19 protein-coding genes are annotated in these 26,125 nt (G+C 48.7%); 9 read left to right on the top strand and 10 right to left on the bottom strand.

Features of this window, described 5'->3' with window-relative positions:
- Nucleotides 1-402: 402 nt before the first annotated feature.
- Nucleotides 403-936, top strand: coding sequence for a hypoxanthine phosphoribosyltransferase (gene hpt / locus HGP28_RS07675; protein ID WP_168835881.1), 534 nt, complete (start codon nt 403-405; stop codon nt 934-936).
- 52 nt (nt 937-988) lie between these two features.
- On the opposite strand, the gene can is transcribed toward hpt, so the two are convergent.
- The gene (gene can / locus HGP28_RS07670) at nt 989-1,657 is read right to left on the bottom strand and encodes a carbonate dehydratase (protein WP_168835994.1); all 669 of its coding nucleotides are present in this window, start codon (nt 1,655-1,657) and stop codon (nt 989-991) included.
- Between the two features lie 246 nt (nt 1,658-1,903).
- On the opposite strand from can, the gene HGP28_RS07665 reads away from it, so the two are divergent.
- The 3 genes from HGP28_RS07665 (at nt 1,904) to HGP28_RS07655 (ending at nt 5,372) form a co-directional block, all read left to right on the top strand.
- On the top strand, nt 1,904-3,574 hold the full coding sequence (locus tag HGP28_RS07665) for a solute carrier family 23 protein (protein ID WP_168835880.1): 1,671 nt from the start codon (nt 1,904-1,906) through the stop codon (nt 3,572-3,574).
- A gap of 108 nt (nt 3,575-3,682) precedes the next feature.
- Complete coding sequence (locus tag HGP28_RS07660; RefSeq protein ID WP_168835879.1) at nt 3,683-4,600, top strand: ABC transporter ATP-binding protein; 918 nt, start codon at nt 3,683-3,685, stop codon at nt 4,598-4,600.
- A gap of 1 nt (nt 4,601) precedes the next feature.
- Nucleotides 4,602-5,372: an ABC transporter permease gene (locus HGP28_RS07655; protein WP_168835878.1), complete on the top strand. Its 771-nt coding sequence runs from the start codon at nt 4,602-4,604 to the stop codon at nt 5,370-5,372.
- A 217-nt stretch (nt 5,373-5,589) separates the two neighbouring features.
- Here the strand turns inward: HGP28_RS07655 and panC are convergent, their stop codons facing one another.
- The 7 genes from panC to sfsA all read right to left on the bottom strand — a co-directional run bounded on the left by panC (nt 5,590) and on the right by sfsA (nt 11,592).
- Nucleotides 5,590-6,474, bottom strand: coding sequence for a pantoate--beta-alanine ligase (gene panC, locus HGP28_RS07650; RefSeq protein WP_168835877.1), 885 nt, complete (start codon nt 6,472-6,474; stop codon nt 5,590-5,592).
- A gap of 12 nt (nt 6,475-6,486) precedes the next feature.
- Nucleotides 6,487-7,281 carry a 3-methyl-2-oxobutanoate hydroxymethyltransferase gene (gene panB, locus HGP28_RS07645; protein WP_168835876.1) on the bottom strand — a complete coding sequence of 265 codons (795 nt, stop codon included), beginning with the start codon at nt 7,279-7,281 and terminating at the stop codon, nt 6,487-6,489.
- A gap of 47 nt (nt 7,282-7,328) precedes the next feature.
- On the bottom strand, nt 7,329-7,814 hold the full coding sequence (folK, locus tag HGP28_RS07640) for a 2-amino-4-hydroxy-6-hydroxymethyldihydropteridine diphosphokinase (RefSeq protein ID WP_168835875.1): 486 nt from the start codon (nt 7,812-7,814) through the stop codon (nt 7,329-7,331).
- A complete protein-coding gene (pcnB, locus tag HGP28_RS07635; protein ID WP_211091924.1) occupies nt 7,811-9,169 on the bottom strand; it encodes a polynucleotide adenylyltransferase PcnB in 1,359 nt (452 codons plus the stop codon). Before pcnB ends, folK begins: the two co-directional genes overlap by 4 nt.
- Before the next feature lie 84 nt (nt 9,170-9,253).
- Nucleotides 9,254-10,135 carry a tRNA glutamyl-Q(34) synthetase GluQRS gene (gene gluQRS, locus HGP28_RS07630; protein ID WP_168835873.1) on the bottom strand — a complete coding sequence of 294 codons (882 nt, stop codon included), beginning with the start codon at nt 10,133-10,135 and terminating at the stop codon, nt 9,254-9,256.
- Between the two features lie 117 nt (nt 10,136-10,252).
- Nucleotides 10,253-10,699, bottom strand: coding sequence for an RNA polymerase-binding protein DksA (gene dksA / locus HGP28_RS07625; protein WP_168835872.1), 447 nt, complete (start codon nt 10,697-10,699; stop codon nt 10,253-10,255).
- Between the two features lie 182 nt (nt 10,700-10,881).
- Nucleotides 10,882-11,592 (bottom strand): DNA/RNA nuclease SfsA, encoded by a 711-nt coding sequence (sfsA, locus tag HGP28_RS07620; protein WP_168835871.1) that lies wholly within the window; start codon nt 11,590-11,592, stop codon nt 10,882-10,884.
- Between the two features lie 53 nt (nt 11,593-11,645).
- Between sfsA and hrpB the strand changes: the two genes are divergently transcribed.
- The 5 genes from hrpB (at nt 11,646) to HGP28_RS07595 (ending at nt 23,516) form a co-directional block, all read left to right on the top strand.
- Nucleotides 11,646-14,159: an ATP-dependent helicase HrpB gene (gene hrpB / locus HGP28_RS07615; RefSeq protein WP_168835870.1), complete on the top strand. Its 2,514-nt coding sequence runs from the start codon at nt 11,646-11,648 to the stop codon at nt 14,157-14,159.
- Nucleotides 14,159-16,537 (top strand): penicillin-binding protein 1B, encoded by a 2,379-nt coding sequence (gene mrcB / locus HGP28_RS07610; protein ID WP_168835869.1) that lies wholly within the window; start codon nt 14,159-14,161, stop codon nt 16,535-16,537. The genes hrpB and mrcB overlap by 1 nt, the downstream gene beginning before the upstream one ends.
- Nucleotides 16,538-16,846: 309 nt before the next feature.
- Complete coding sequence (locus tag HGP28_RS07605; RefSeq protein WP_439333845.1) at nt 16,847-19,147, top strand: patatin-like phospholipase family protein; 2,301 nt, start codon at nt 16,847-16,849, stop codon at nt 19,145-19,147.
- A 285-nt stretch (nt 19,148-19,432) separates the two neighbouring features.
- Entirely contained in the window at nt 19,433-22,021 is a 2,589-nt protein-coding gene (gene acnB, locus HGP28_RS07600; protein WP_168835868.1) for a bifunctional aconitate hydratase 2/2-methylisocitrate dehydratase, read from the top strand.
- A gap of 658 nt (nt 22,022-22,679) precedes the next feature.
- Entirely contained in the window at nt 22,680-23,516 is an 837-nt protein-coding gene (locus HGP28_RS07595; protein ID WP_168835867.1) for an SDR family NAD(P)-dependent oxidoreductase, read from the top strand.
- Nucleotides 23,517-23,703: 187 nt separating this feature from the next.
- On the opposite strand, the gene HGP28_RS07590 is transcribed toward HGP28_RS07595, so the two are convergent.
- Nucleotides 23,704-24,840 carry a glycerate kinase gene (locus HGP28_RS07590; RefSeq protein ID WP_168835866.1) on the bottom strand — a complete coding sequence of 379 codons (1,137 nt, stop codon included), beginning with the start codon at nt 24,838-24,840 and terminating at the stop codon, nt 23,704-23,706.
- A gap of 16 nt (nt 24,841-24,856) precedes the next feature.
- Nucleotides 24,857-26,122: a GntP family permease gene (locus HGP28_RS07585; protein WP_168835865.1), complete on the bottom strand. Its 1,266-nt coding sequence runs from the start codon at nt 26,120-26,122 to the stop codon at nt 24,857-24,859.
- Nucleotides 26,123-26,125: the final 3 nt, after the last annotated feature.

Here is a 26,125-nt window from a genome sequence, read left to right as displayed (position 1 = left end):
AGCGAACCTTGCTCTTTTTCATTCCTACAATTGCTGAAATCGATATAGGCTCAATGAGATGCGTGCATCATCAAGTGATTTGGGTACATGAAAAACAAAATTACTTTATTATTATTATCAGCCTGATGAGTGTACTGGTGCATATGCTATGGGTCAATCTTAGGTGGCTAATTTGTAGTCATTTTTTTTAATATTGTTAAGTTAGTCATTTAATATGCATTGATTTTGGCTGGCCGTCTTAAAAATGAGAGTTTTTTTTACGCTACCCACAACAAAAATGGCCGTGATACACTCAGCGCTTAATCGCCTAAAAGTGAAATTAAAACGGCTCTGCGTACAACGAGCTTGATAAGTACGTGTGGGGCTTAGGCAGCATTTCATTTAATCAACAATGAGTACCGTATGAAGCATAAAGTAGACGTTATGATTTCTGAGCAGCAGGTTCAAGAGCGCATTCGCGAATTGGGTCAGCAAATCTCTTTGCATTATCAAAACAGTGAAAATTTGGTTTTGGTTGGGCTGCTTCGTGGCTCTTTTGTTTTTATGGCGGATCTCTGTCGAGCGATTCCTTTAATCCATCAAGTGGACTTTATGACCGCATCAAGTTACGGCAACACGATGGAGAGCTCACGAGACGTACGTATCCTTAAAGATCTCGATGATGATATAAAAGGCAAAGATGTGCTTATCGTTGAAGATATTATTGATACCGGTAATACCTTAAGCAAAATTAAAGAGATTCTGTCACTACGCGAGCCTAATTCAATTGCGATTTGTACTCTATTGGATAAACCATCGCGTCGTGAGGTCGAGGTTGATGTGACTTGGATTGGTTTTCAAATTCCAGATGAATTTGTGGTTGGGGTTGGCATTGATTATGCGCAAAAATACCGCCACTTGCCCTATATCGGTAAAGTTGTTCCTCTCGCTGAGTAATGGTTCTGTATTCAAAAAAACGCCCGCAATTGCGGGCGTTTTTTGTGTGATATTAGCGACAAAGCAGTCTTTGCTCTGGATTTAAGATCGCTTTCATTGACGAGGCGTATGTGGTTTCGACACACTCGCGTGAATAGCAGCGCTCACCTAAATATTTTAATTTTCCATCACCAATGCCATAAATGACGCCGTGAATTTCAACTTCTTGGCCGCGTTCCCAAGCGTTTTGCATGATGGTTGAGTTCCCTAAGCTAAAGACTTGCTCTGCTACGTTAATTTCACCCAATTTGTCAGCACGGTCTTTTTCGGGCATTTGGTCAATGTAAGACCGATGCTTGAGATAGAGATCGCGTATGTGCAGTAGCCAGTTATTGATTAAGCCAAGATTAGGATTTTCAATCGCAGCATCTAAGCCGCCACAACTGTAATGGCCGCATACGATAATGTGCTTTACTTTCAATACATCCACCGCGTACTGCACCACAGAAAGGCAGTTAAGATCGGTGTGAATTACTTGGTTTGCCACGTTTCGGTGAACAAACAGCTCCCCGGAATAGAGTCCTGTCAATCGTTCTGCTGGCACGCGGCTGTCGGCACAGCCGATCCATAAAAACTCCGGATTTTGCCCGGCTTCCAGCTTGGTAAAATATTCAGGGTTTTCGTCTTTAATCGAGTCGGCCCATTTGACGTTGTTTTTAAAGATATGGTTAATTTCAGGCATGGTGTCAGATACTTCCGTTGTCATTCGCCTCGAATATACACAATGTTACATCTTCAAGCTCGTAGAAATGTGGTTATTTACACTCATCTGAGGTGTTATGAGGCGACATTGATACCCGTCCTACTTGGGTTTAAGCAAATAATGCGTAATGTTGGTGTCTCTCTTCTTAGTTTGTAATTATGTTACAGGTTTGCGTGAATTTGTTATTATGGCGCACGGTTTTTATTCGAGTGCAAGGAGCAGAATGTGTTCGGTGATCGATTTAATCAATGGAACCTGAAAGGGGATCTTTTTGGTGGCGTGACCACGGCAATCATTTCACTGCCACTGGCGTTGGCGTTTGGTGTCGCCTCTGGTGCTGGCGCGGAAGCTGGCCTTTGGGGCGCGATAATGGTCGGTCTTTTTGCTTCTCTTTTTGGTGGCTCATCGACGTTAATATCTGAACCGACCGGGCCGATGACGGTGATAATGACCGCAGTACTCACCAGCATGATGGCCAAATATCCTGAGACGGGAATGGCGATGACCTTTACTGTGGTAATGATGGCGGGAGCGTTTCAAATCCTGCTTGGTACGCTGCGGCTTGGAAAATACGTTACCCTGATGCCTTACAGTGTGATTTCTGGCTTTATGTCCGGTATTGGGGTGATACTGATTATTTTGCAGTTGTCACCGCTGCTCGGTCACGCCGCACCGCCAGGTGGCGTTATGGGAACGTTAAAGGCGTTGCCGCAACTTATCGAAAGTATTCGTTTTGGTGAGCTTTTGCTTGGCGGCTTGACCTTAGCCATTCTATTTTTGTTTCCTCAACATTATCGCAAATACGTTCCGGCTCAGTTGGTGGCCTTAATTGCGGTAACGTTACTTTCTTTACTCTTCTTCGATACCAATGAGATTCGTCGAATTGGCGAGATCCCAGCAGGGCTGCCATCCTTGGTGGTACCCACATTTCATCCTGAGATTTTTACCACCATGGTCATCGATGCCTTAGTACTCGGAACGCTGGGCTGCATTGATACGTTATTAACCGCAGTTATCGGTGATTCTCTGACACGCAAAGAGCACAATTCGGATCAGGAGCTGCGTGGGCAGGGTTTAGCCAACATGATTTCAGGCCTGTTTGGCGCGCTACCAGGCGCGGGGGCGACCATGGGCACGGTGACAAATATTCAAGTGGGCGCGAGATCGCCACTTTCAGGTGTGGTAAGAGCGCTCATCTTAGCGCTGGTGGTGTTAGTCGCCAGTGGGTTAACCGAACCGATTCCGATGGCAGTCCTAGCTGGTATTGCGCTGTATGTCGGTTTTAATATTCTTGATTGGAGTTTCATTCAGCGTGCGCATAAGGTCAGTGTCCAAGGGATGGCGATTATGTATGGCGTGATGCTATTGACCGTATTCGTGGATTTAATCGTCGCAGTGGGCCTTGGCGTATTCATTTCCAACATCATTATTATTGAGCGCCTAAGCCGCGAGCAGGCCAAGCAAGTCAAAGCGATAAGCGATGCAGATCAAGATGATGTGCCACTCACCGATAGTGAGCGAGCGATATTGGACAGCGCTAACGGTAAGGTGTTGTTCTTTTATCTCTCTGGACCCATGATCTTCAGTGTCTCAAAAGCGATATCTCGTCAACACACCAGCATTGCAGATTATGAAGCTATGATCTTGGACTTAACCGATGTTCCAATGATTGATGTAACAGTAGGGCTGGCATTGGAAAATGCAATCAAAGACGCACAAGAAGCCGAATGCCAAGTTTATCTATTGTGCCCAAGTCAGCGCACACGCGAGCAGCTTGAAAAGTTTCATGTGATTGATCTTGTTCCAAATGACAACATTTATAAGTTTCGCTATCAGGCGCTGAATGCCGCGGTCAATCGCGCTCGAGCTCAAGAGATGGCATTGCAATCCATTTAGTTTATGCGCGGGCACCAAGGGGTGACGTCGCGCTTGGATTAGATTGTGTTCATCGTCTTTTAACGATAAGCTTATTTAAAACAGTACGACAACAAAGGCAATCACACCATGTACGCATTGGAAATTGAACAGCTGCGTAAAACTTACGCGGGTGGCTTTGAGGCGTTAAAAGGGATTTCGCTTAATGTGGCCAAAGGGGACTTTTATGCGCTGCTTGGGCCAAACGGCGCTGGGAAATCGACCACGATTGGCGTTATATCCTCTTTGGTCAATAAAACGTCGGGCACGGTTAAAGTGTTTGGCTTTGATATTGATAGCCAGCTAGAGCTGGCAAAGCAGCACCTTGGACTGGTACCGCAAGAAGTCAATTTCAACCAATTTGAAACGGTTGAGCAAATTGTGACACAACAAGCGGGCTACTACGGCGTGAGCCGAGCTCAAGCGCGCTTGCGCGCAGAGAAGTATCTAACCCAATTGGATTTATGGGAGAAACGTCATGAGCGAGCGCGTAATCTGTCGGGTGGTATGAAGCGGCGTTTAATGATTGCACGTGCTTTGATGCATGAACCTAAGCTTCTGATCCTAGATGAGCCCACCGCTGGCGTCGATATTGAGTTACGCCGCTCAATGTGGGAGTTTTTAGCGCGTATTAATCGAGAAGAAGGCATCACCATCATTCTTACGACTCATTATTTAGAAGAGGCGGAGATGCTGTGTCGCAATATTGGTATTATCAGTCGTGGAGAATTGATTGAAAATACCAGTATGAAAGCGCTACTTAATAAGCTGCATGTGGAAACCTTTATTCTCGACTTAGCGACGGATACCCAAGTGCCGCCACTTAAGAATGTTGTCAGCCAGCACTGGGTCAATGGGTCGCTGGAAATTGAAGTGGAGAAAAGCCAAGGTCTTAACCCCATTTTTGCTCAACTGAGTGACCTTGGGATCAATGTGATGTCAATGCGTAATAAGGCCAATCGTCTCGAAGAGCTGTTTGTGAGTATTGTGCGCGAAGGGGGACAGTAATATGTACCAAATTTATTGGACGGCGTTTTGCGCGCTCTTGACCAAAGAAATCAATCGGTTTATGCGAATTTGGGTGCAAACCTTAGTCCCACCAGCCATCACAATGACACTCTATTTTATTATTTTTGGTAATCTTATTGGCTCGCGTATTGGTGATATGGAAGGGGTAAGCTATATGGCTTACATCGTCCCTGGTCTTATCATGATGTCGGTGATCACCAATTCATACTCAAACGTGGCGTCGTCATTTTTTAGTGCCAAATTTCAACGCAATATCGAAGAGATCCTCGTCGCTCCCGTGCCTAATTACGTGATTATTCTTGGTTATGTCGTCGGGGGATTAGTGCGCGGTTTGTTAGTGGGGATCATCGTAACCGCGGTCTCGTTGTTTTTTGTTCGCTTACAAGTGGAGCATTGGTGGGCGGTTATTATCACCTTAGTGCTGACCTCGGTGGTCTTCTCTCTGGGAGGACTGATTAATGCGGTGTACGCCAAAACGTTCGATGATATCTCTATTATTCCTACGTTTGTGCTAACGCCGCTGACCTATCTTGGCGGCGTGTTTTACTCGATCAGTTTGCTACCTGAGTTTTGGCAAGGCGTGTCGAAAATTAATCCGATTGTTTATATGGTTAACGCATTTCGTTATGGGTTCTTGGGCATTTCGGATGTGGGAATTTGGGCCAGTTTTAGTGTTCTGATTGGCTTTGTTGTGGTGCTTTATGCGATTGCTTATCGCTTGGTGAGTAAGGGTGTTGGGTTAAGAACTTAAATATACCCGTCCCACTTGAAGTTGCAGCGCCTTTTGTTAACGAGATAGAGACTGGCACTCACAAACCTCATCACATAGCCTATTTATGCTCTGAGGTTTTACTCGCTTGTTGCCTACCTGCATCTTCAAGTTGTTTGGGTATAGACCCTAATGTTTTCATAAAAAAAGAGGGCGTACCAAGTGGTTCGCCCTCTTTTTTATCGCTGTTTGTCTTAATTTAAGCTTCAGCTGGCGCGTCTTCTTTGTTTTCTGTTGCGAGTTCAACCACTTGATTGTCAATCAAGCGTGCCTTGCCTAAAAAGGCAGACATTAAAATGACCATTTGCGTGCTCTCGCTGGTTAGCGGAAGAAGTGTGCGTGCATCACGAATGAAAATCTCATCCGGTTGCAGCCCAGCGGCGCGAAGCTGATCATTGGCGTCTTCGATGACCGAATCGTAATCATCACGTCCACCACGAATGGCACTTGAGATCCAGCGCATCGTGCGCGCAAGCACTGGCGCGCGCTGGCGTTCATCAATAGTCAATAGTCCATTGCGAGAACTCATGGCCAGGCCATCCATTTCTCGAACGGTTGGCACGCCAATGATCTCAATATCCATGGCCAGATCGTCGACCATTTTGCGGATCACCGCCAACTGCTGAAAGTCTTTTTCACCAAAACAGGCAACATCAGGTTGAACAATATTAAATAACTTGGTCACAACCGTTGAAACGCCACGAAAATGACCAGGACGTGACGCGCCTTCTAGCATGGTGGAGAGACTTGGAACGTCAACGATGGTGTGCTTTTCAACCCCTTGTGGGTAAATGATTTCTGGCGTTGGAGTGAAAATCAGCTCGACCGATTCGCCACTGAGTTTTGCCACATCATCATCAAGGGTGCGTGGGTAGTTATTCAGATCGTCTGCACGGTCAAATTGCATCGGATTGACAAAAATACTGACCACCACCACGTCAGCGTGTTTGCGTGCCGTGCGCACCAAGGTGAGATGACCTTCGTGCAAATTACCCATGGTAGGAACAAACGCGACTTTCCTGCCTTCGCGTTTATACTGTTTTATCTGCTCGCGCAGCGCTGAAATTTCAGCAAAAATTTGCATGCTTAACGTCCTCTAAGCAATGGTGTGAGCGGCATCTGGAAATTCGCCCGATTGCACTTGGTCAATGTACAGAGAGACGGCTTTACGCATGTCACCGGTCTCTGCGAGAAAGTTCTTTGAAAACTTTGGCATATAGTTGGCAGAAATGCCGAACATATCATGCATCACCAAAATTTGACCGTCGGTGGCATTGCCTGCGCCAATACCAATCACAGGCACATAGAGTACCTCAGTGATACGCGCGGCTAACTCAGCAGGAACACATTCTAATAAAATGACTTGAGCGCCTGCTTCTTGCAGTGCAATCGCATCGCGTACCATACGGTCCGCTTTATCTTGCTCGCGTCCTTGTACTTTAAATCCACCAAAAATGTTAACGGATTGTGGGGTTAAACCAAGGTGAGCGCAAACCGGGACGGCGCGTTCGGTAAGCATTTTGACGGTATCAACCAGCCAATCGCCGCCTTCAATTTTGACCATATTGGCGCCAGCGCGCATTAGTTTTGCCGCATTATCACACGCTTGTTCTGGTGTGGCGTAACTCATAAAAGGCATATCAGCCATTAATAGGCTTTTGCTATTGCCAGCGCGAACACAGCGGGTGTGGTAAACCATGTCATCAATTGTGACTGGCAGTGTATCGCTGAGCCCCTGAAGTACCATGCCCAGAGAGTCACCTACCAGTAATACGGGCATCTCTTGCTGTTCAAAAAGTTGGGCAAAGCTTGCGTCATACGCGGTTGAGCTTGCAAATTTTCGACCTTCTTGTTTCCACAGCATTAGGTCATTAATCGTCACTTTTTTCATCACAAATCCTTCATTGGTCAGCGGTGCGACCTTTTTGTTGTCAAGCGTTACGCTTGCCAAACTCGCAGGCCATTTTGTGGCACTTGCGTTAATAACTGTTGAAGTGAACTGCCATCGGGCAAATTCAGGTTTGGTGCAATTTCAGCCAGTGGATAGAGCACAAACTCGCGCACTTTCATGCCATAGTGAGGCACGATTAAGCGCTCTGAGTCGATAACCTCATTTCCATAAAGCAAAATGTCGAGATCCAGCGTTCTCGGTCCCCAACGTTCTGCTTTACGCACGCGGCCATGCTCAAGCTCAATCGCTTGTGTTCTATCAAGCAGCTCAAAGGGCGTCAGCGTGGTGTCAAGCGCCACGACGGCGTTGATATAATCGGGTTGATTTTGCGGCCCCATCGGCGTGCTGCTGTATAGCTGTGAGCGTGCCACAAGCTGCGAATCCGGTAACTGGGCCAGCGCTTCAATGGCTTGATTGGCTTGCGCTTGCGGCTGTTCTAGATTGCTGCCAATCGCTATGTATACGAGCGTCATGATTTTGCTGGGCTCTTTTTCTTACGCGGTGGACGTTTACGTCGCGGCGATTTGCTTGGCGTCGCGTGGTCAAGGTCATTGACCATGGCTTGGCGCATTTCGCGTCCGGCGTTTTGGAATGTTGCCCACCACTTGGCGAGTGTGGCAGTCTCACCCCCTTCTACTTCGCCACGCATTTCAAGAAAATCAAATCCTGCGCGGAATTTATTGAGTTCCATTAGACGCATTGCACGCTTGCCATTACGACGAGGAAGGCGCAACTGCAATTGCCAAATCTCGCGAACGGTCGCCGTGTGGCGGCGCGGGATCGCAATGGTTTTGATTTGCTCATCCAAAATTAGGTTGCTGGCTTCCATAACCGCATCGTAATAGCTAAAGCCACGTTGGTTCATTAGGTTTTGCGCGATCGCCAGCATTGGATACCAAAGCATGGCAGCAAACATGAAGGCAGGATTAATTCGCTTGCCTTCTTCAATGCGCATATCCGTCGAGTCCAACACTAAATCGAGCATTTGCTCGGTTTGCGAGTGGTAGTCTGGCGTAAATTGTTCCGAGATAGAAGGGAAAAGCTGTTGAAACAGATTGTATTCACGCAATAAGTGGTAGGTTTCAAGACCGTACCCCGCTTGCAATAGTTTCAACGACTCCTCATACAGACGTGCTGCGGGAATGTCTCGCAATAGATAAGCCATATGCTCAATCGGTTCTGCGGTGTCTTCTTCAATGTCAAAATCAAGTTTGACGGCAAAACGAATTGCCCGCAGCATGCGAACTGGATCTTCTCGATAACGAGTTTGAGGATCGCCAATCAACCGGACCAATTTGTCTTCCAGATCATCAATGCCACGTGCGTAATCGTGAATCGAATAATCGGCGATGTTGTAGTACATCGAGTTGATGGTGAAATCTCGGCGTTCTGCATCTTCGTCTACGGTACCGTAGACGTTGTCACGCAAGAGCATGCCTTCTTTTGACTGCTGCGCCACGTTTTGGCTTGGCTCTTGGTGATGGCCACGAAATGTCGCGACTTCAATAATGTCACGGCCAAACATAATGTGCGCCAGTCGAAAGCGGCGACCGATAAGGCGGCAGTTACGGAAAAGGTGTTTGATCTGTTCTGGCGTCGCGTTGGTCGCAATGTCAAAATCTTTTGGGCGTTGTCCCAAAAGCAGATCGCGAACGCCACCGCCAACAAGAAAGGCGTCGAATCCTGCACCTTGAAGGCGATATAACACCTTCAGTGCGTTATCACTGATTTGCTTGCGCGAAATAGTGTGCTCATCACGAGTGATCACGTTCAGGGCTAGCTCAGGATAAGATACCATCTCGCTTGATGTGTCGTCGTTTGTATTCATGGGCATCCGGCAATGCTCAGTTTTTTCTGAGCTTGCTTATCTGGTTTTAGCGCGTATTGGCGCGAATTTGCGGCTTATAATAGCTCACAGCGCTTCATTTGAGAATCGTACTGTCATCGCTAACTGATTAGGCAGTTGGAATAATTGCCAATTTTGACAGCCCCAGTGCAAAATGTGTTCAATTTCTGCGCTTTCAATCTCAGAAGGTAAAGTGAAACCCAAAAAGCGCATCGCTTCAAGCAGTGTCGTTTTGGGCTGTTTGATGTCAATCGCCGTGGCATGATTTTGTTTTGACAGTTTGCCACCTCGAGCATCCATGGCTAACGGCAAATGAAGGTAACTTACCGGCGCTCGCGCTAGCATGCGGTACAAACTGATTTGACGCCCGGTAGGTTCAATCAAATCCGCACCACGTACCACTTGAGTAATACCTTGGTCAATATCATCAAGCACCACTGCAAGGTTATAGGCGAACAGTCCATCACGACGTTTAATGATAAAGTCTTCTTGCGCCAACGCGAGCGGAATGTGCATCGTGCCATAGCGCACATCGGTAAATTCGGTGATTGGCGTCGCCATTTTCAGCCGTATTGCGCCATCAGTGTGACCAAGATTGCGACAGTGGCCATTGTAAAAGCCACCCATTTCCTTGATTTGCTTGCGACTGCATTGGCAGTAATAGGCATTTCCTTCGGCAAGCCAGGTATCTATTTGCGCTTGATAGAGCGCGTGGCGCTGACTTTGATAGACGACATCACCATCCCAATGGAGCTGATAGGCATCCAGCGCGCGTAAAATCCAATCGCTGGCGCCGACCATTTCGCGCGGCGGGTCGAGATCTTCGATACGAACTCGCCACACCCCTTGCTGTGAGCGAGCTTGAAAGTAGCTGCCCAAAGCAGCAATCAGTGAGCCAAAGTGCAAAGGCCCTGAAGGGGAGGGTGCAAAGCGGCCAATATATGTCATTAAGACTCCGTCACTGTCTATCGACAGCACATGAAAAAGGGAGCCAAGGCTCCCTAAATATTATGGGTCGTAGCAACCAAAAAAGCAGGCCACTCACCCCAATCACTGCTCGGCGGTTTAGCCTTGCATCTGTTTTTCTTTGATTTCAGCAAGCGTTTTGCAGTCGATACACAAATCAGCCGTAGGTCGCGCTTCAAGGCGACGAATGCCAATTTCAACACCACAAGAATCACAGAAACCGAAATCGTCCTCTTCAATTTTGTCGAGGGTTTTTTCGATTTTCTTGATCAAACGGCGTTCGCGATCGCGGTTGCGTAGCTCAAGGCTGAACTCTTCTTCTTGTGACGCACGGTCAACCGGATCAGGGAAGTTAGCCGCTTCATCACGCATATGTTGTACAGTGGTATCGACTTCTTCACGAAGCTGATTACGCCAAGCTTGTAAAATTTTACGGAAGTGGTCCAATTGCACCGGTGACATGTATTCTTCACCTGGTTTTTCTTGGTACGGTTCCACTCCGGCAATGGCTAGGATGCCTAGCGATTTTTTCTTAGTTTCTGGCATACAGCATCTCCTACTTACACCCAGTCAACTGCTTTGCAGTCAATTTTAAGGCGGGTATCTATATCAGAAAGGACCGAGGCTGGCAAATACTCCCTTCAAACTTCTTGGCGTTATCAGTAAAACGTCATCGAATTCGATTTAATGACTGAATCTGCCTCACAAATTGCTGTTGCGCACTGGGTTTAGATAAACGGCAATTTTTGTTCGAGTTTGATTTGGTTACGAGTCAAGGTGGCTTTGTAACATAGAATTTCTACTCCGGCCTGTTGCGCTTTTTTGAGTAATTGTGAATATTCGGCGTCGATATGGTGGGCCGCTGATACATTTTCAATGCCAGTGTGCAAAACCGCGAAAAAAAGTACCGCTCTACATCCATTACTTGCCATTTCTGTGAGCTCTCGCAGGTGTTTTTGGCCGCGAGTGGTCACCGCATCAGGAAAATAACCTTGTCCGTGCTTTTCAGCATCGAGCAAGGTGACGCTTTTGACTTCTATATAGCATGCTGGCTTGTGCTTTGCGCTGAGTAAGATATCAATTCGACTATTTTCTTCGCCATATTTTACTTCGGTGCGAAGTTGGTCATACCCCATGAGCTCAGGGATCTGTTCAGCATTAATTGCCTCAACCACTAGCGGATTGGCGCGCGCGGTATTGACACAAATGGTGTCACCCCTTGCCGTCTCGGTGAGTTCCCAACTTAAGGGATACTTACGCTTAAGGTTGTCTGAGCGCGAGTACCACACCGTATCCCCCGGTGTTGCGCAACCAGTCATGGCACCCGTATTGGCGCAGTGTATCGTGGTCAGAGTGCCGTCAGCGAGAGTGACATCGGCTAAAAAGCGTTTATAGCGCTGGCGTAAAATCGCGCGCTCGAGTTCGGGTTTGAAATGCATTCGCGGAGATTTCCAGTACAATGGAAGCATTATTAGACCATAAGGTGCTCCTCTTGTCACAACTGCCCATTCAGGCGGTGATGCCCGACATCATGGCCGCATTGGCCTCGCATTGCCAATTGATCCTCAAAGCCGATCCCGGCGCTGGTAAATCCACTCACTTTCCATTGCAACTGCTTTTGAGCCAGTCGCTTGGCGGAAAGATCATCATGTTGGAACCTCGGCGTTTGGCGGCGCGTTCGATTGCTCACTACTTGGCAACACAGTTGGGAGAGACAGTGGGCGAGCGGGTTGGCTACCGGTTGCGCGGCGAGACTAAGGTCAGTGATAACACGCAGCTCGAGATAGTGACAGAAGGCGTTATGACGCGATTGCTGCAGGCAGACCCTGAGCTGAGCGGTGTCGCTATGCTGATTTTTGATGAATACCATGAGCGCAGTTTGCATGCGGATCTGGCTTTGGCGCTCAGCATTGAGGTGCAAGAGGTGTTTCGCCCTGATCTCAAGCTAGTGGTCATGTCGGCAACCTTAGATGAAACGGCGTTGGCGACATTGTTGCCCAACGCGGCGTTTGTGGCATCAAGTGGGCGCAGTTTTGCCGTTGAGCAGCGTTATCAGCCGCTAGCGGTGAATCAGCGATTGCCTGACGCAATGTTTAAAACCATCAGTACCTTATTAAGGCAAGAAGCAGGCTCTATCTTGGCCTTTTTGCCTGGTGTCAGTGCCATTCGTCAAACGGCGGAGCGATTAACGCTTTGGTTGGAAGAGCAAGAGCCCGCTTTTGCGAATTCAATTAAGATTAACCCCTTATATGGTCAGCTTTCCTTGGCTGAGCAGCAGCAAGCTATCGCAGTTACTGCCGCAGGAGAGCGCAAAGTTGTGCTGGCGACCAATATTGCTGAAACCTCACTCACTATTGAAGGCATTGGTATTGTGGTGGACTCTGGACTTGAACGTGTGGCGCGGTTTGATGTTAAAACCGGGCTAACGCGACTTGAGCAGGTGCGCATTGCGCAGTCTTCGGCAATTCAACGCGCCGGTCGTGCAGGCCGTGTGGCCGATGGCCTGTGCGTTCGCCTGTATAGTGAAACCCAGTTTCAGCAGCAGCCGAAAGTGGCCAGCCCTGAGATTGTTCAATCGGATTTGGCGTCTTTGATGTTGGAGCTGTTGCAGTGGGGCGCGTCTGATATCAACCAATTGCGCTGGTTAGATACACCACCGATGGCGGCAATTGCGCAAGCAAAACAGCTGCTGCATTCATTGCAACTGATTGATAATGAAGGTCAACTAACCGAAAAAGGCCGCGCTGCGCATGCGCTGGGCTGCGAGCCACGTTTGGCGGCCATGTTACTGGACGCGCAATCGGCTTCGTTTCGTTCTCATCATTGGCTTGATGCGGCTTTGGCGGCTGCGGCAATCTTTGAGGAGCCCGAGCGTCAAGTGAGTGATTTAAGCCACAGCTTGCACAACTGGCAGCACAGCCGAACGTCGATGGGACGCATATGGCAGCGCCGCGCGCAGCACTTAGCTCGCGCGCTTGGGCATAGTTTTTCGCTGCAAAATGTGCAAGCAACAGAGATGGCGCTCGTTTTGGCGTTGGCATTTCCCGATCGAATCGCTCAGCGCCGCGTGCAGCAAAGCGGCCGCTTTTTGCTGGCTAACGGGCACGGCGGGCAAATACAGCAAGAGAGTCATTTGGCAGACTGTGACTATTTGGTCGCGGTCGATTTGATGCGCAGTCAGGGCAATGCAAGTGAGATAAAATTGGCAGCCGCATTGGATATCGACGCGCTGGAACACCATTTTGCTCATCTATTTCAGCAAGTCGATTACGTTGATTGGGATGACGCGCGTGGCGTTTTGGTCTCACAGTGTCAATGGCGCATTGGTGAGTTGGTAGTGCGCAAACGCGATGGGCAAGCGCCAAATGCAGCGCAAATGAGCCAAGCTCTGCTCAATTATGTGCGGCGTGTTGGCCTTGATGCTTTGCCTTGGAGTGATAGTGCAAACGCATTACGTACGCGAATTTGCTGTGCGAGTGTGTGGCTGACGGAAGAGCCTTGGCCCGATTGTTCTGAACAGGGGCTATTGGATTCACTTGAGGTTTGGTTGGCGCCCTATTTGCAAAACATCCGCTCAGTGAAGCAGTTGCAACAGCTGGATGTAACTCAAATGCTTGACGCATATTTAGGGTGGCCGCTTAATCAGCACATCAATCAATGGCTGCCAACCCACTACACCTTGGCTACGGGAAATCGACATCGAATTCACTATCAGTTGGATGGCGCGCCGAAATTGTCGGTGCGAATGCAAGAGATGTTTGGTGAGCAAACATCGCCTTTGATTGCGAAGCAGCGCCAAGCGGTTGTGGTTGAGTTATTGTCACCCGCGATGCGTCCCTTGCAAGTGACACGTGATTTGGCAAGCTTTTGGGCAGGTAGCTACAAAGAAGTGCAAAAAGAGATGAAAGGGCGTTATCCCAAACATGTGTGGCCGGATGATCCCGCCACCCATCAACCGACTACACAAACCAAACGACAAATGACGCGCGCGAGCGGAAAAGAGTAATGGCGAAGAACGAACCACAACGTGGAAAAAAAGCGACGACGAAAAAAAATGTGCCAGGCGATAAAGCGCCTAAGCCACGTCGTCGTAAAACAAGCTCATCGAAACAGACTAAGCCTGTGTCACGTAGCCGACGTCTTGGCGCCTTTTTGTGGAGTCTCGCTTGGAAGGGGACGTTAGCTGCGGTCGCTTTGCTGCTGTTTATCGGGATTTATCTTAATAGCGTTGTCAAAGAGCGATTTGATGGTGCGTTGTTTGATTTGCCAACGGTGGTTTATGCTCGTGTGCTAACGCTAACACCGGGGCAGGGATTAACACTTGCCGAGCTACGCAGTGAGTTGGATGCGCTCAATTATCGTAAAGTGGCTCAGCCGCGCTATCCTGGTGAATATTCCGCCTCATCAAGCAAAATTGAGTTGATCCGTCGTCCCTTTGATTTTGAAGACGGGCCAGAGCCAAGCCGGCATGTCATGCTTCATTTTGATGCGTTGGGTTTGGCGCGAATTCAATCCTTGGGATCAAACGGCGACCACGCTCAGTTGCGTATTGAACCTAAGATGCTTGGCATGCTGGAAAGTGTTGATGAGCAGAGGCTCTATCTGCGCCGAGAAGAGTTTCCGGAGGTGATGGTTGATGCATTGCTTGTTACCGAAGATCGGGACTTTTATCAGCATGACGGCGTCGCCCCGATGGCGATTGCTCGAGCCTTAGTGGTGAACTTAAAAGCGGGACGTACAGTTCAAGGTGGCAGCACCTTAACGCAGCAGCTCGCCAAAAACCTCTTTTTAACTCAAGAGCGTACGCTTTGGCGCAAAGTGCGAGAGGCGTTTATTGCGCTGATTTTGGATTACCGCTACAGCAAAGATAAGCTGTTGGAAGTGTATCTTAACGAGGTCTACCTTGGGCAAAGTGGCAACCAAGCGGTGCACGGTTTTGGTTTGGCGGCGCGTTACTATTTTGGTCAGCCAGTACAAGAGCTGCGCGTGGATCAATTGGCACTGTTGGTGGGCATGATCAAAGGCCCCTCTTACTATAACCCTGTGCGCTACCCTGAGCGCGCGCAAACGCGACGTGATTTAGTGCTGCGCTTGATGATGCAGCACGGCCTGCTTACGGCCAGTGAGTTTGATCAAGCCGCATCAAGGCCCCTTGATGTATTGAAAAAACCACGCATTGCCTCACGTCAACCCGCGTATTTTGAGCAGCTGCGCATCGAGCTAAAACAAAAGGTGGGTCGTGCGTTTCAAGCGCAGCAAGGGCTACGGCTGTTTACTTCCCTCGATCCTGTCTCTCAAGCTCAGCTTGAGCGGGCGATTGAACGTAAGATCCCGCAATTGGCCAAAACGGCGGGTGATAAACTGGAAGCTGCGGCCGTTGCCGTTGACCGCCACACTGGTGAGATCCGCGCTATGGTGGGCGGCAAAAACACCAGTTTCGATGGTTTTAACCGAGCGCTAAACGCCTCGCGTCCTATCGGCTCTTTGGTTAAGCCTGCCGTTTATCTGACCGCGTTATCCAATCCTGCGCATTACGATTTGGCCACTACGCTGCAAGATACACCACTCACAGTGCAGGGAAGCAAAGGTTCGGTTTGGACGCCGAGAAATTACGATCGTCAGTATCGCGGTGAAGTTTCATTAACTCAAGCACTTGCCACTTCGCTTAACGTGCCTGTTGTGCGCTTGGGGTTAACCTTAGGCATGGATAGCGTGATTGACACGCTTGAACAGCTCGGCGTGCAGCGCGATGAAATTCGCCCAGTACCAGCCATGTTTCTTGGGGCATTTTCACTCACGCCATTAGAAGTGGCGCAAATGTATCAGACCCTCACCAACTCGGGGCAAAAAGCGCCATTGACCGCGTTACGCGCGGTGGTTGATAACGAAAAGGTGATTTATCGCGCGACGCTGCAGACGGAACAAGCGGTGAGTGAGCAAGCCGCGTGGCTAACGACTTATGCGTTAAAACAAGGGGTTGTTGATGGTACCGCGCGGTATCTTCAAGGTCAGTTTGCTTGGGCGGCACTGGCAGGGAAAACCGGCACCACCAATGATAACCGCGACAGCTGGTTTGTCGGGGTGGATGGCAGAGAAGTGACCACGGTTTGGCTTGGCCGAGATGATAATCAACCGATCAAATTGACGGGCTCTTCCGGCGCGCTGCGGGTGTATCACGATTATCTAAGCTTGCGCACGCCTCAACCTTTGGTGTTGCCTTGGCCAAAACAGATAGCAACCGTGGGGTTTCGTGCCACGACCACTGGAGGACTGACTTTGGATTGTAACAATCGCTACAAACTGCCAGTGTGGGACAATAGCGGCCAATGGCAGCAGCGATGCGATAAGCAAGCAAGCTGGATTGATAAGTTATTGAGTTGGTAATCAATAGGTTGTCTTACTTGAAGCGGTGTGGGGTTTCAGGTACATAATACACATCTCAGAATGCATATATCCGTCCTACTTAACGTTGTAGCGCCTTTCTTTAACAAAGTAAGGGATTGGCGCTCGCATAGTTCATCTATGTTCACGAAGTGCTCAGAGGCTTTGCTCGCTTGTGGCCTAGCTGCATCTTCAAGTTGTTTGGGTATAGTAAGGCTCAATTGATAAGGATGCTCAATGGTTGTGGATGTCAGTGTGTCGCAACGTAGTAACTCTTCTCGTAAACCGTTCATGGCATGGATACGTCGTGGCATGACGGCGCTATGCTTGCCGGCTTTTGCCACGTTATGTGCAACGCCGCTTATTGCCCAGAGCGATTCGACATCATTGAGCGATATGAGTCCACGCGGGAGCATTGCTCTCGTACTCGCCGGTGGCGGCGCGAAAGGCGCCGCTCATATCGGGGTGCTTAAAGCGCTTGAAGAGATGCGGATACCAGTTGATTACGTTACCGGCACTAGCATGGGCGCGTTTGTAGGCGGCTTGTACGCGACAGGCATGAGCGCGAGCGAAATTGAGCGCTTTATTGAAGAGGTTGACTGGAATCAAGGCTATCGTGACAGAGTATCACGAGGTGAGCGCCGCATTCGTGATAAGGAAAATGAAGATCGTTTTCAACTGCGAACGGATTTAGGGATTAACCTTAATTCAGCTGAGGCGCCTCGAGGGGTTGTGCAGGGGCAAAACATGTTGCGCATTTTGCGTCACACCACGGGCAATCTTCCCGCGCTGAGTTCATTTGATCAACTTGCGGTGCCGTTTCGCTCGGTTGCCACCGATATTTTGGCGCTTGAAGAGGTGGTGATTGATAATGGCTACCTTGTTGATGCCATGATGGCCAGTATGTCGGTTCCCGGCGCTCTACCGCCTTATGAGCTTCAAGGCACCTTATTGGTTGATGGCGGTGTTATCAATAATATGCCGGTCGATGTCGCGCGTGACATGGGGGCAGATCACGTCATTGCGGTTGATATCAGTACTGATTATAAGAAAAAACAAGATTTTACCAGCTTGTTTGTGGTTGCTGACCAACTGTCTAATTTTATGGTGCGGCGCAGCACAGCAGAGCAAGCGGCAACCTTGACTCAAGACGATGTGTACTTAAAACCCGAAGTGGGCTCGATGGAGACCACCGAATTTGACCGTATGACAGAGGCCTTTGATGCGGGCTATCAAATCGCTTATCAGAATCAAGCCGCGTTGGCGCGTTACGCTTTAACGCCAGCGGATTATCAAGCCTATCAAAATCAAAAATTGCGTCAGCGCAGAGCGTTAGAGCGCAATGAGAGTGCGGTCATTGACCGTGTCGTATTAGAAAATTCAACGCATTTTAGCGATGAGTGGCTCAACAACCATCTGCAATTGACCGCAGGGCGCGCTTGGCCTGATGAGGCCATCGAGGAAAAAATTGAAGCCCTGTACGCATTAGACCGTTTTGAGCGCATCACGTACCGCTTTGAACCCAGTGACAGTGGTGAAAAGCAGCTGGTGGTCGCGGTGGAAGAGAAATCTTGGGGGCCGAGTTATCTCAATTTTCGTTTCTTTCTCGAAGACGACTTTAATACCGATAGCCAGTATGGTCTTGGGACTTCAGCCCTTTATAGTGATATCGGTATTATGGGCGCGGAGCTGCTACTTAATTTAGAGATGGGCACTGATAAACACGCGGACGCTGAGCTGTTTGTGCCGCTGTTTACTCAGCCCGACTGGTTTACGAGTGGGCGACTTGGTTACAGCTCAACCAAACGCAGCGTGCCAATTGATGGGTTTGATAACCCGCCGCTAGAGGCCGCTTATGATTATTTTCCTATCACCTACAATCAGACAATTGCCGAGTTAGCCATAGGGTATCAGCCTGCGCCATGGCAAGAGTATCAGCTCGGTACACGTTATAACGATGGCTTTATTGAATACACCAATGTTCAATCTGCAGGACGCAACAGCTACAAGCGCATCGGTGCGTTTGCGCGTTATCGATTTGATAACTTAGACAGTTTTTTGCTGCCTTCGACAGGGCAGTATTTCAACGCCGAAGTGCTGCTGTCTCATGACGACAGTCCGGCGATTTTTTCCAGCAATGTCGATGGTGAGATAGTTCGTGATACCGTGACGGAAATTACCTTGGCGGCCAAGGTTGCGCGCACATTTTCGCGTCATACTTTGGTCGGGCATGGTGAATATGAAGTGGTGAAAAGCAAAAATGCCTATGTGCCGCTTGATCCCAAATCAATTGGTGGCTTTTTGAATTTATCGGGAATTCCGCGTAACAGTTTGATTGGTCAAAACAAATTCTTTACGAGTCTTGAGTATCGCTACCGTTGGTTTGATAACGACTTTGGCCTATTTGAAGCGCCGGTTTATCTTGGCGCATCGATTGAGTATGGCGGTGTTTGGTCTGACACAGATTTAAACCTGTCCAATGCACCACTCTATTTGGCTTCTTCGGTGTTCACTGGCATTGACTCACCAATTGGCCCTGTGGTGCTGGCTTATGGTCGCACAGAGCAAAACCTTGATGCGGTTTACCTTATTATTGGTACCTCATTTCGCTGATCTTTAGGACTCTTTTGCCTAGTACTTTCGGTCTAACTTGCTATGTTGGTCAAGATGGTGAGATTTTAATTTCAAGTTAAACTTGCTATGCTATGCGCCACTGATTGGCCTCTTCCACGCCATGTATCACACAGTGAACTTCGCGATGACGCCTTGGTAGCAAGTGAGGATCGTCACCGCAAAGTATTGGAGTGATCTGCACGGTATGTACGGCAATGGAGAGCCAAATTTCCAAGGATGTTCTCGAGCAATACGCTAAGGGAACCGCAATGAGAGGAATAAGTCGTGCTTGAAGCCTATCGTAAACACGTCGCAGAGCGTGCCGCTGAAGGAGTTGTCCCCAAACCACTAGACGCAGAACAAGTCGCTGGTTTGGTTGAGCTACTCAAAAATCCCCCACAAGGTGAAGAAAGTGTCATTCTTGACCTGCTTGAAAATCGTATTCCACCTGGCGTTGATGAAGCCGCGTATGTGAAAGCGGGTTTTCTGACCGCAGTCGCCAAAGGCGAAGTCAGCTCTCCGTTAGTCAGCCGTGAAAAAGCCGCTGAACTGCTGGGCACTATGCAAGGCGGTTATAACATTGCGCCACTGGTTGACTTGCTTGATGATGAGCTTTTGGCTGCGATTGCCGCGAAAGCGCTGTCGCATACGTTGCTGATGTTTGATGCGTTTTTTGATGTTGAAGAGAAAGCGAAAGCCGGCAATCCATTTGCCCAGCAAGTGATGCAGTCGTGGGCCGATGCGCAGTGGTTTACCGCCAAACCTAAAGTGGCCGAAAAAATCACAGTTAAGGTCTTTAAAGTTACCGGTGAAACGAACACCGATGACCTTTCTCCTGCGCCAGATGCATGGTCACGCCCAGATATTCCTGTCCATGCGCGTGCAATGTTGAAAATGGAACGCGATGGTATTATCCCTGATGAGCCAGGCACGGTTGGTCCAATCAAACAGATTGAAGCGCTGCAAGAGGAAGGCATTCCACTGGCCTACGTTGGCGATGTTGTGGGGACGGGCTCTTCGCGTAAATCGGCAACTAACTCAGTACTTTGGTTTATGGGAGAGGACATTCCGTTTGTGCCGAATAAGCGCACTGGCGGGATCTGCTTGGGCGGTAAAATTGCGCCTATTTTCTACAACACTATGGAAGATTCCGGCGCGTTACCCATTGAGCTTGATGTTCAAAACATGAATATGGGTGATGTGATTGATATCTATCCATACGAAGGGGTTGTACGCAAGAATAATGAAGTCATTGCCGAATTTACATTAAGCAAAGTGCTGCTTGATGAAGTTCGCGCTGGTGGTCGTATTCCTCTTATCATAGGCCGAGGTCTGACTACGCGCGCTCGCGCTTCTCTTGGCCTTGAAGATACCGATTTATTTGCAAAACCTATCGACCCATCTGCTTCGACAAAAGGCTACACGCTTGCTCAGAAGATGGTTGGTAAAGCGTGTGGGGTTGAAGGCGTTCGCGCAGGGCAATATTGTGAGCCGAAAATGACCACTGTGGGATCGCAAGATACCACAGGTCCTATGACGCGTGATGAGTTGAAAGATCTGGCGTGTTTGGGTTTTTCAGCGGATCTTGTGATGCAGTCGTTCTGTCACACGTCAGCGTATCCAAAGCCGGTCGATGTGAACACCCACCATACGCTACCTGATTTTATTATGAATCGTGGTGGTGTTTCATTGCGTCCGGGTGATGGCGTGATCCACTCTTGGTTAAACCGCATGTTGTTGCCTGATACCGTAGGTACTGGTGGTGACTCTCACACTCGCTTCCCTCTGGGCATCTCTTTCCCAGCCGGTTCTGGTCTGGTGGCGTTTGCTGCAGCCACAGGTGTGATGCCATTAGATATGCCAGAGTCGATTTTGGTTCGTTTTAAAGGCACGATGCAGCCAGGAATCACTTTGCGTGATTTGGTTCATGCCATACCTTACTACGCGATTCAGCAAGGTCTACTGACCGTTGAGAAAGCGGGTAAAATTAATGAATTTTCAGGTCGCGTGCTTGAAATTGAAGGCGTAGAACATCTGACTGTTGAGCAAGCGTTTGAGCTGTCTGATGCTTCGGCAGAGCGCAGCGCTGCGGGTTGTACGGTGAAATTGTCGCAAGCATCGGTTGAAGAGTACCTGCAGTCTAACATCACCATGCTTAAGTGGATGATCGCTGAAGGGTATGGCGATCGCCGTACGATTGAGCGTCGTATTAGCGCCATGGAAGCGTGGTTGGCCAATCCTGAATTAATGGAAGCTGACAGCGATGCGGAATACGCTCATGTGATTGAGATTGATTTGGCCGAGATCAAAGAGCCGATCCTTTGCGCGCCAAACGATCCAGACGATGCGCGTCTGCTTTCTGAGGTTCAAAACACGCCTATTGATGAGGTCTTTATCGGCTCGTGCATGACCAACATTGGCCATTTCCGCGCAGCCGGTAAGCTGCTTGAGAATTACAAAGGGCAGCTTGATACGCGGTTATGGATTGCACCACCGACTAAGATGGATCGCGATCAGCTCACAGAAGAAGGTTACTATGGCATTTACGGCCGCGCTGGTGTGCGCATTGAAACGCCGGGATGTTCTCTATGTATGGGTAACCAAGCTCGAGTTGCCGATAAAGCGACTGTCATTTCGACCTCAACTCGTAACTTCCCCAACCGATTAGGTAATGGTGCGAATGTTTACTTGGCGTCGGCGGAGCTTGCTGCGGTAGGTGCGATTTTAGGTAAGATCCCAACCGCAGCGGAGTATCTGGAGTTTGCGCAGCAAATAGATGCAACCGCTGCAGATACCTATCGTTACTTGAATTTCCATAAAATGGCTCAGTACACCAAAAAAGCGGAAGAAGTGATCTTTCAAGAGCCCGCTTAAGTAGTATCGAAAATTTTGATGGGTATATAAAAAACCAGCGCTAAATAATTAGGCTGATAAATAGAAGGGATCTAAGTGCGGCTTAGGTCCCTTTTTATTGTTTATAGTTCAGCTCTGTTAGAGTTTGAGGGTTTGTAGGGTGATCGGAACATATACTTAATTATCTAACTGGAAATTATACATATTTCTTCTTGGGTCGATAGCGAATACTTGCTTAGTCTCCCATGAAATTTAACCAAGCGAGAAGTTTCTGCTGATAGATAATCGGTGGTGTGGTTCTGTTGACATAAGAAATTGTCTGTAAATTGTCGCTTTTGTGCGATATGGATAGAACCAGATTTGATGATGAACAGTGGCTACAGCGGCCTGAAGAACAAGGCTTATTGAGCAGAATGTTCAAGCGCTATTGCAACGGGTAGCTCTACAAATAACCCCATAGTTCTGAATGTATGTTTGGTAAGTTGAAATATTACATTCATCGTTGCTATATTGTTTGATTGTTATATTTACTGGAACTATAGTCAATTATTGCTTCATTTATCAGTTCGATGGTGTTTTCGGCTTTTACTTTGATCTGAAAGGTTTTAAGTTCTCTGGAGCCGGAGTTCACTGGAATAAGATAGCCCATAAGCGGGCTTGGTCAGCGCGGTGAGGAATTATGAATGAGAAAATCGTATTAATCACAGGGGCAACCGATGGTATTGGCAAATATGCTGCTATGGCATTAGCCAAAATGGGTTATCACATTATTTTGCATGGGAGAAACAGAGAAAAAATTCTGGCTACAGCAAGCACTATCCAAAACAGTGTTCCAGGCTGTAATATCGATTGGGTTGAAGCCGACTTTGAATCTCTGCCTGCTATAAAAAAGATGTCGCAGGAGCTACACGAAAAATACGACAGAATTGATGTTCTGGTGAATAATGTTGGCGCTCAGTTTCATGAACTTCGATTTGCCGACGAAGGCGTGGAGGTGGGTTTTGCGGTTAATCATATAGCGCCCTTCTTGCTGACAAGCTCAATCATCGATTTACTTCTGAAGTCTGAATGCCGAAGAATCATTAATGTCAGTTCTGAAATGCACCGGAACATGCAGTATTTTCATTTTGATTATATTTACGGTAAGGAAGCTTATAGCCTGTATGATTATTACTCAAACACCAAACTGGCAAATCTACTGTTTAGTTATAAATTATCCAGAGTATTAGAAGGCAAAGGATTTACCGTGCTTGCCATTACACCAGGACTGACTGATACCCATTTAAACCCCCAGCGCACACCGGAATTGGTCCAGCGAGCCGTCCCAGTGGAACTAGGGGCTGTCAGCATGATAGAGGCCGTGACATCGCCTTCACTTCAGGGAAAAAACGCTATTTTTCTCGACAAAGATGCCCAAGTGGAGCCTACCAGTTCAGCCTCTTATGATATTGAACAGCAAGACAAGCTTTGGGATATGACGGAGAAGCTTCTTGGAATGAAATTCACCGTTCTGTGACTTAAAAGTATGTCCCTGTCGCTGGGCAGTGAAATGACTGCCCAGCAGTTGAGCCGAGATATCCGTGTTCTTTGAGGCCTCACCTTTAACCGCATATTGGGTGTGCTTAATAGCGCTATTTTTTGTCTCCACTAAGCAATACGCCAAGCGATAGGTTTGGTCTTACTTTTCGCTCGATGAGAAGGCGTTATCGAAGTGTGAGCGTTATCGCTGCAGCAGCGTTACGTGCCGTAATTTCAATGTTTTGTGCCGCTTCCGCCAATGCCGTTGGTAAATCTACCGCACGGTTGACCACAGAGAAGACCGCGTCAATGCCATGGTCGTGCACTACATGACAATCCTCACTGAGGCAACCTGCGATGCCAATCACTGGCACATCGTAACGTTTTGCCGTACGAGCAACACCAATCGGTGTTTTTCCGTGAATCGTTTGGCTGTCAATACGGCCTTCACCGGTAATAACCAGATGTGCGTCTGAGACAATCTCGCTGAGATTGACCGCATCCATCACAATCTCAATGCCAGGACGTAGTGTTGCATTGAACACACCCATCAAGGCTGCGCCAAGTCCACCAGCGGCCCCCGCGCCAGCGCGATTAAGCACATCTTGGCCAAGTTGCGCTTTAATGATTGCCGCGTAGTGAGCGAGGTTGCTATCTAGCGTCGCAACCATCTCTGGCGTCGCCCCTTTTTGTGGACCAAACACGTGTGAAGCGCCTTTTTCACCACACAGTGGGTTATCCACATCGCATGCAACCTCAAGACGAACATTGGCAAGTCGTGAGTCAACATTCGTCATATCAATGGTGTGCAACGCGCTTAACGCGCCGCCGCCAAAGCCAAGTGGCTCGCCTGCTTCATCTAACAAACGAACACCGAGCGCTTGGGCCATACCAAGACCACCATCATTGGTGGCGCTACCGCCAATACCAACAATAATATGTTTCACACCACGGTCGAGGACCGCTTTAATCAGTTCGCCGGTACCAAATGTGGTGGTGATAAGTGGATTACGCAGCGCAGGTTCAACCAAATGTAAGCCAGAGGCTGCCGCCATTTCGATAATGGCCGTTTGGCCATCACCAAGCAAGCCGTAAAACCCAACCACAGGCTCACCGAGCGGTCCAGTGACGGTGTGCTCAATAATGTCACCGCCGGTGGCATCGACAAGAGACTGAACAGTGCCCTCGCCGCCGTCGGCCATGGGTAATTTGATGTATTGTGCGTGCGGTAGTACCTGTTTAAAGCCGCGTTCGATGGCGCAAGCGACGCCCATAGCACTCAAACTTTCTTTATAAGAATCAGGAGCAATAACAATTTTCATAATCAAACCTTAAGCCTTAAACAAATAAACCGAATACGCCAAACAGCAGGGTAGAAACAAAAGCAATCATCAAACCGACTGCCGACTCATAAGGAATGAGTTTCAATCGCTCGCGAATGTCCATGTTAACGGCGCCGCCCGTTGCGTGGAAGAAGCTACCGTGAGGCATGTGATCAAGCACGGTGGCACCAGAATGAATCATGGCCGCGCCTGCCAAGGCTGGAACCCCAAGTTCTAAAATAGTGTGACTAAAGACACTGGCAGCGACGGCGGTACCCGCGGTGGTCGATGCGGTTGCAAGCGACATCATTGCGCCGGAAATTGGTGCGAGCAGATACGATGGCAAACCAGACGCGGTGAGTACATCAATTAGGCCATCTTTCAATCCTGAATTGGCGATAATGCCGGCCAGAGTACCCGTACCAAGAAGCATCACGGCGACAGGGGCCATGCGGCTCAATCCAGAGACGGCGAAATGATTGCTCTCTTTGAATCGTCCCATAACGACCGCACCGATAAAGCCACCAAGTGGAAGGGCGATTAGTGGGTCGACATTGATCCCTGCAATCGGTCGTAGTGCAAGAAGTGCAATCGCAACCAGTGGCGCGACAATCGCAGCGCGAAAGGCGGGCAACTTGCTGTGATCAACGCTAACCACTTCGTGCTCTGCGACCATGCTGCCTTTGTTGACTAAGCGTTTGGCAATCAAATACGCCAAAATAAGCCCGCAAATACCAGGGATCACCCCTGCAGCCATAACGGAAGTCAGTGGCACGTTGAAGGCGTCAGCGGCGGCAATGGCATTTGGGTTTGGCGACATCACGTTCCCCGCTTTACCGCCGCCAACCATGGCCAGCAAAATAGCGGTTTTTGAAATGTTAGCGCGTTGAGCGATTGCCAAAGCGATGGGCGATACCGTGATCACAGCAACGTCAACGAAGACACCCACAGAGGTTAAAATCAGTGTTGCGAGCGCCAAGGCAAGAAGGGCTCGTGTCTCTCCCACTTTTTTGACTATCGTTTCGGCGATTGATGTTGCCGCGCCAGATTCAATCAATACGCCCGCAAGCACACCCGCAGCGAGAATACGCAAAACGGCAGTGACGATGCCTTGAGCGCCACCAATCATCAAGTTCACGGTGTCTGTCAATGACACGCCGCCAACAACGCCACCGACTAACGCACCAATAATCATGCCGTATGCAGGCGGAACCTTTTTTAGAATCAAAGCGATGGCTACAACCAGTGCAGCGAGAGCGCCAAGTGTTGATACTTCAATCATCTG

Source organism: Vibrio agarilyticus (genome assembly GCF_012641465.1).
Lineage (GTDB): Bacteria > Pseudomonadota > Gammaproteobacteria > Enterobacterales > Vibrionaceae > Vibrio > Vibrio agarilyticus.
Note: the sequence above shows the minus strand (reverse complement) of the source record. Positions and strands in the feature narration are given on the sequence as shown.

Bases quoted from the DNA above. Each gene is read 5' to 3' on its own strand.
- hpt (WP_168835881.1), top strand. From the start codon at position 403: ATGAAGCATAAAGTAGACGTTATGATTTCTGAGCAGCAGGTTCAAGAG.
- can (WP_168835994.1), bottom strand. From the start codon at position 1,657: ATGCCTGAAATTAACCATATCTTTAAAAACAACGTCAAATGGGCCGAC.
- HGP28_RS07660 (WP_168835879.1), top strand. From the start codon at position 3,683: ATGTACGCATTGGAAATTGAACAGCTGCGTAAAACTTACGCGGGTGGC.
- HGP28_RS07655 (WP_168835878.1), top strand. From the start codon at position 4,602: ATGTACCAAATTTATTGGACGGCGTTTTGCGCGCTCTTGACCAAAGAA.
- panC (WP_168835877.1), bottom strand. From the start codon at position 6,474: ATGCAAATTTTTGCTGAAATTTCAGCGCTGCGCGAGCAGATAAAACAG.
- panB (WP_168835876.1), bottom strand. From the start codon at position 7,281: ATGAAAAAAGTGACGATTAATGACCTAATGCTGTGGAAACAAGAAGGT.
- folK (WP_168835875.1), bottom strand. From the start codon at position 7,814: ATGACGCTCGTATACATAGCGATTGGCAGCAATCTAGAACAGCCGCAA.
- pcnB (WP_211091924.1), bottom strand. From the start codon at position 9,169: ATGAATACAAACGACGACACATCAAGCGAGATGGTATCTTATCCTGAG.
- gluQRS (WP_168835873.1), bottom strand. From the start codon at position 10,135: ATGACATATATTGGCCGCTTTGCACCCTCCCCTTCAGGGCCTTTGCAC.
- dksA (WP_168835872.1), bottom strand. From the start codon at position 10,699: ATGCCAGAAACTAAGAAAAAATCGCTAGGCATCCTAGCCATTGCCGGA.
- sfsA (WP_168835871.1), bottom strand. From the start codon at position 11,592: ATGCATTTCAAACCCGAACTCGAGCGCGCGATTTTACGCCAGCGCTAT.
- mrcB (WP_168835869.1), top strand. From the start codon at position 14,159: ATGGCGAAGAACGAACCACAACGTGGAAAAAAAGCGACGACGAAAAAA.
- HGP28_RS07605 (WP_439333845.1), top strand. From the start codon at position 16,847: ATGACGGCGCTATGCTTGCCGGCTTTTGCCACGTTATGTGCAACGCCG.
- HGP28_RS07595 (WP_168835867.1), top strand. From the start codon at position 22,680: ATGAATGAGAAAATCGTATTAATCACAGGGGCAACCGATGGTATTGGC.
- HGP28_RS07590 (WP_168835866.1), bottom strand. From the start codon at position 24,840: ATGAAAATTGTTATTGCTCCTGATTCTTATAAAGAAAGTTTGAGTGCT.
- HGP28_RS07585 (WP_168835865.1), bottom strand. From the start codon at position 26,122: ATGATTGAAGTATCAACACTTGGCGCTCTCGCTGCACTGGTTGTAGCC.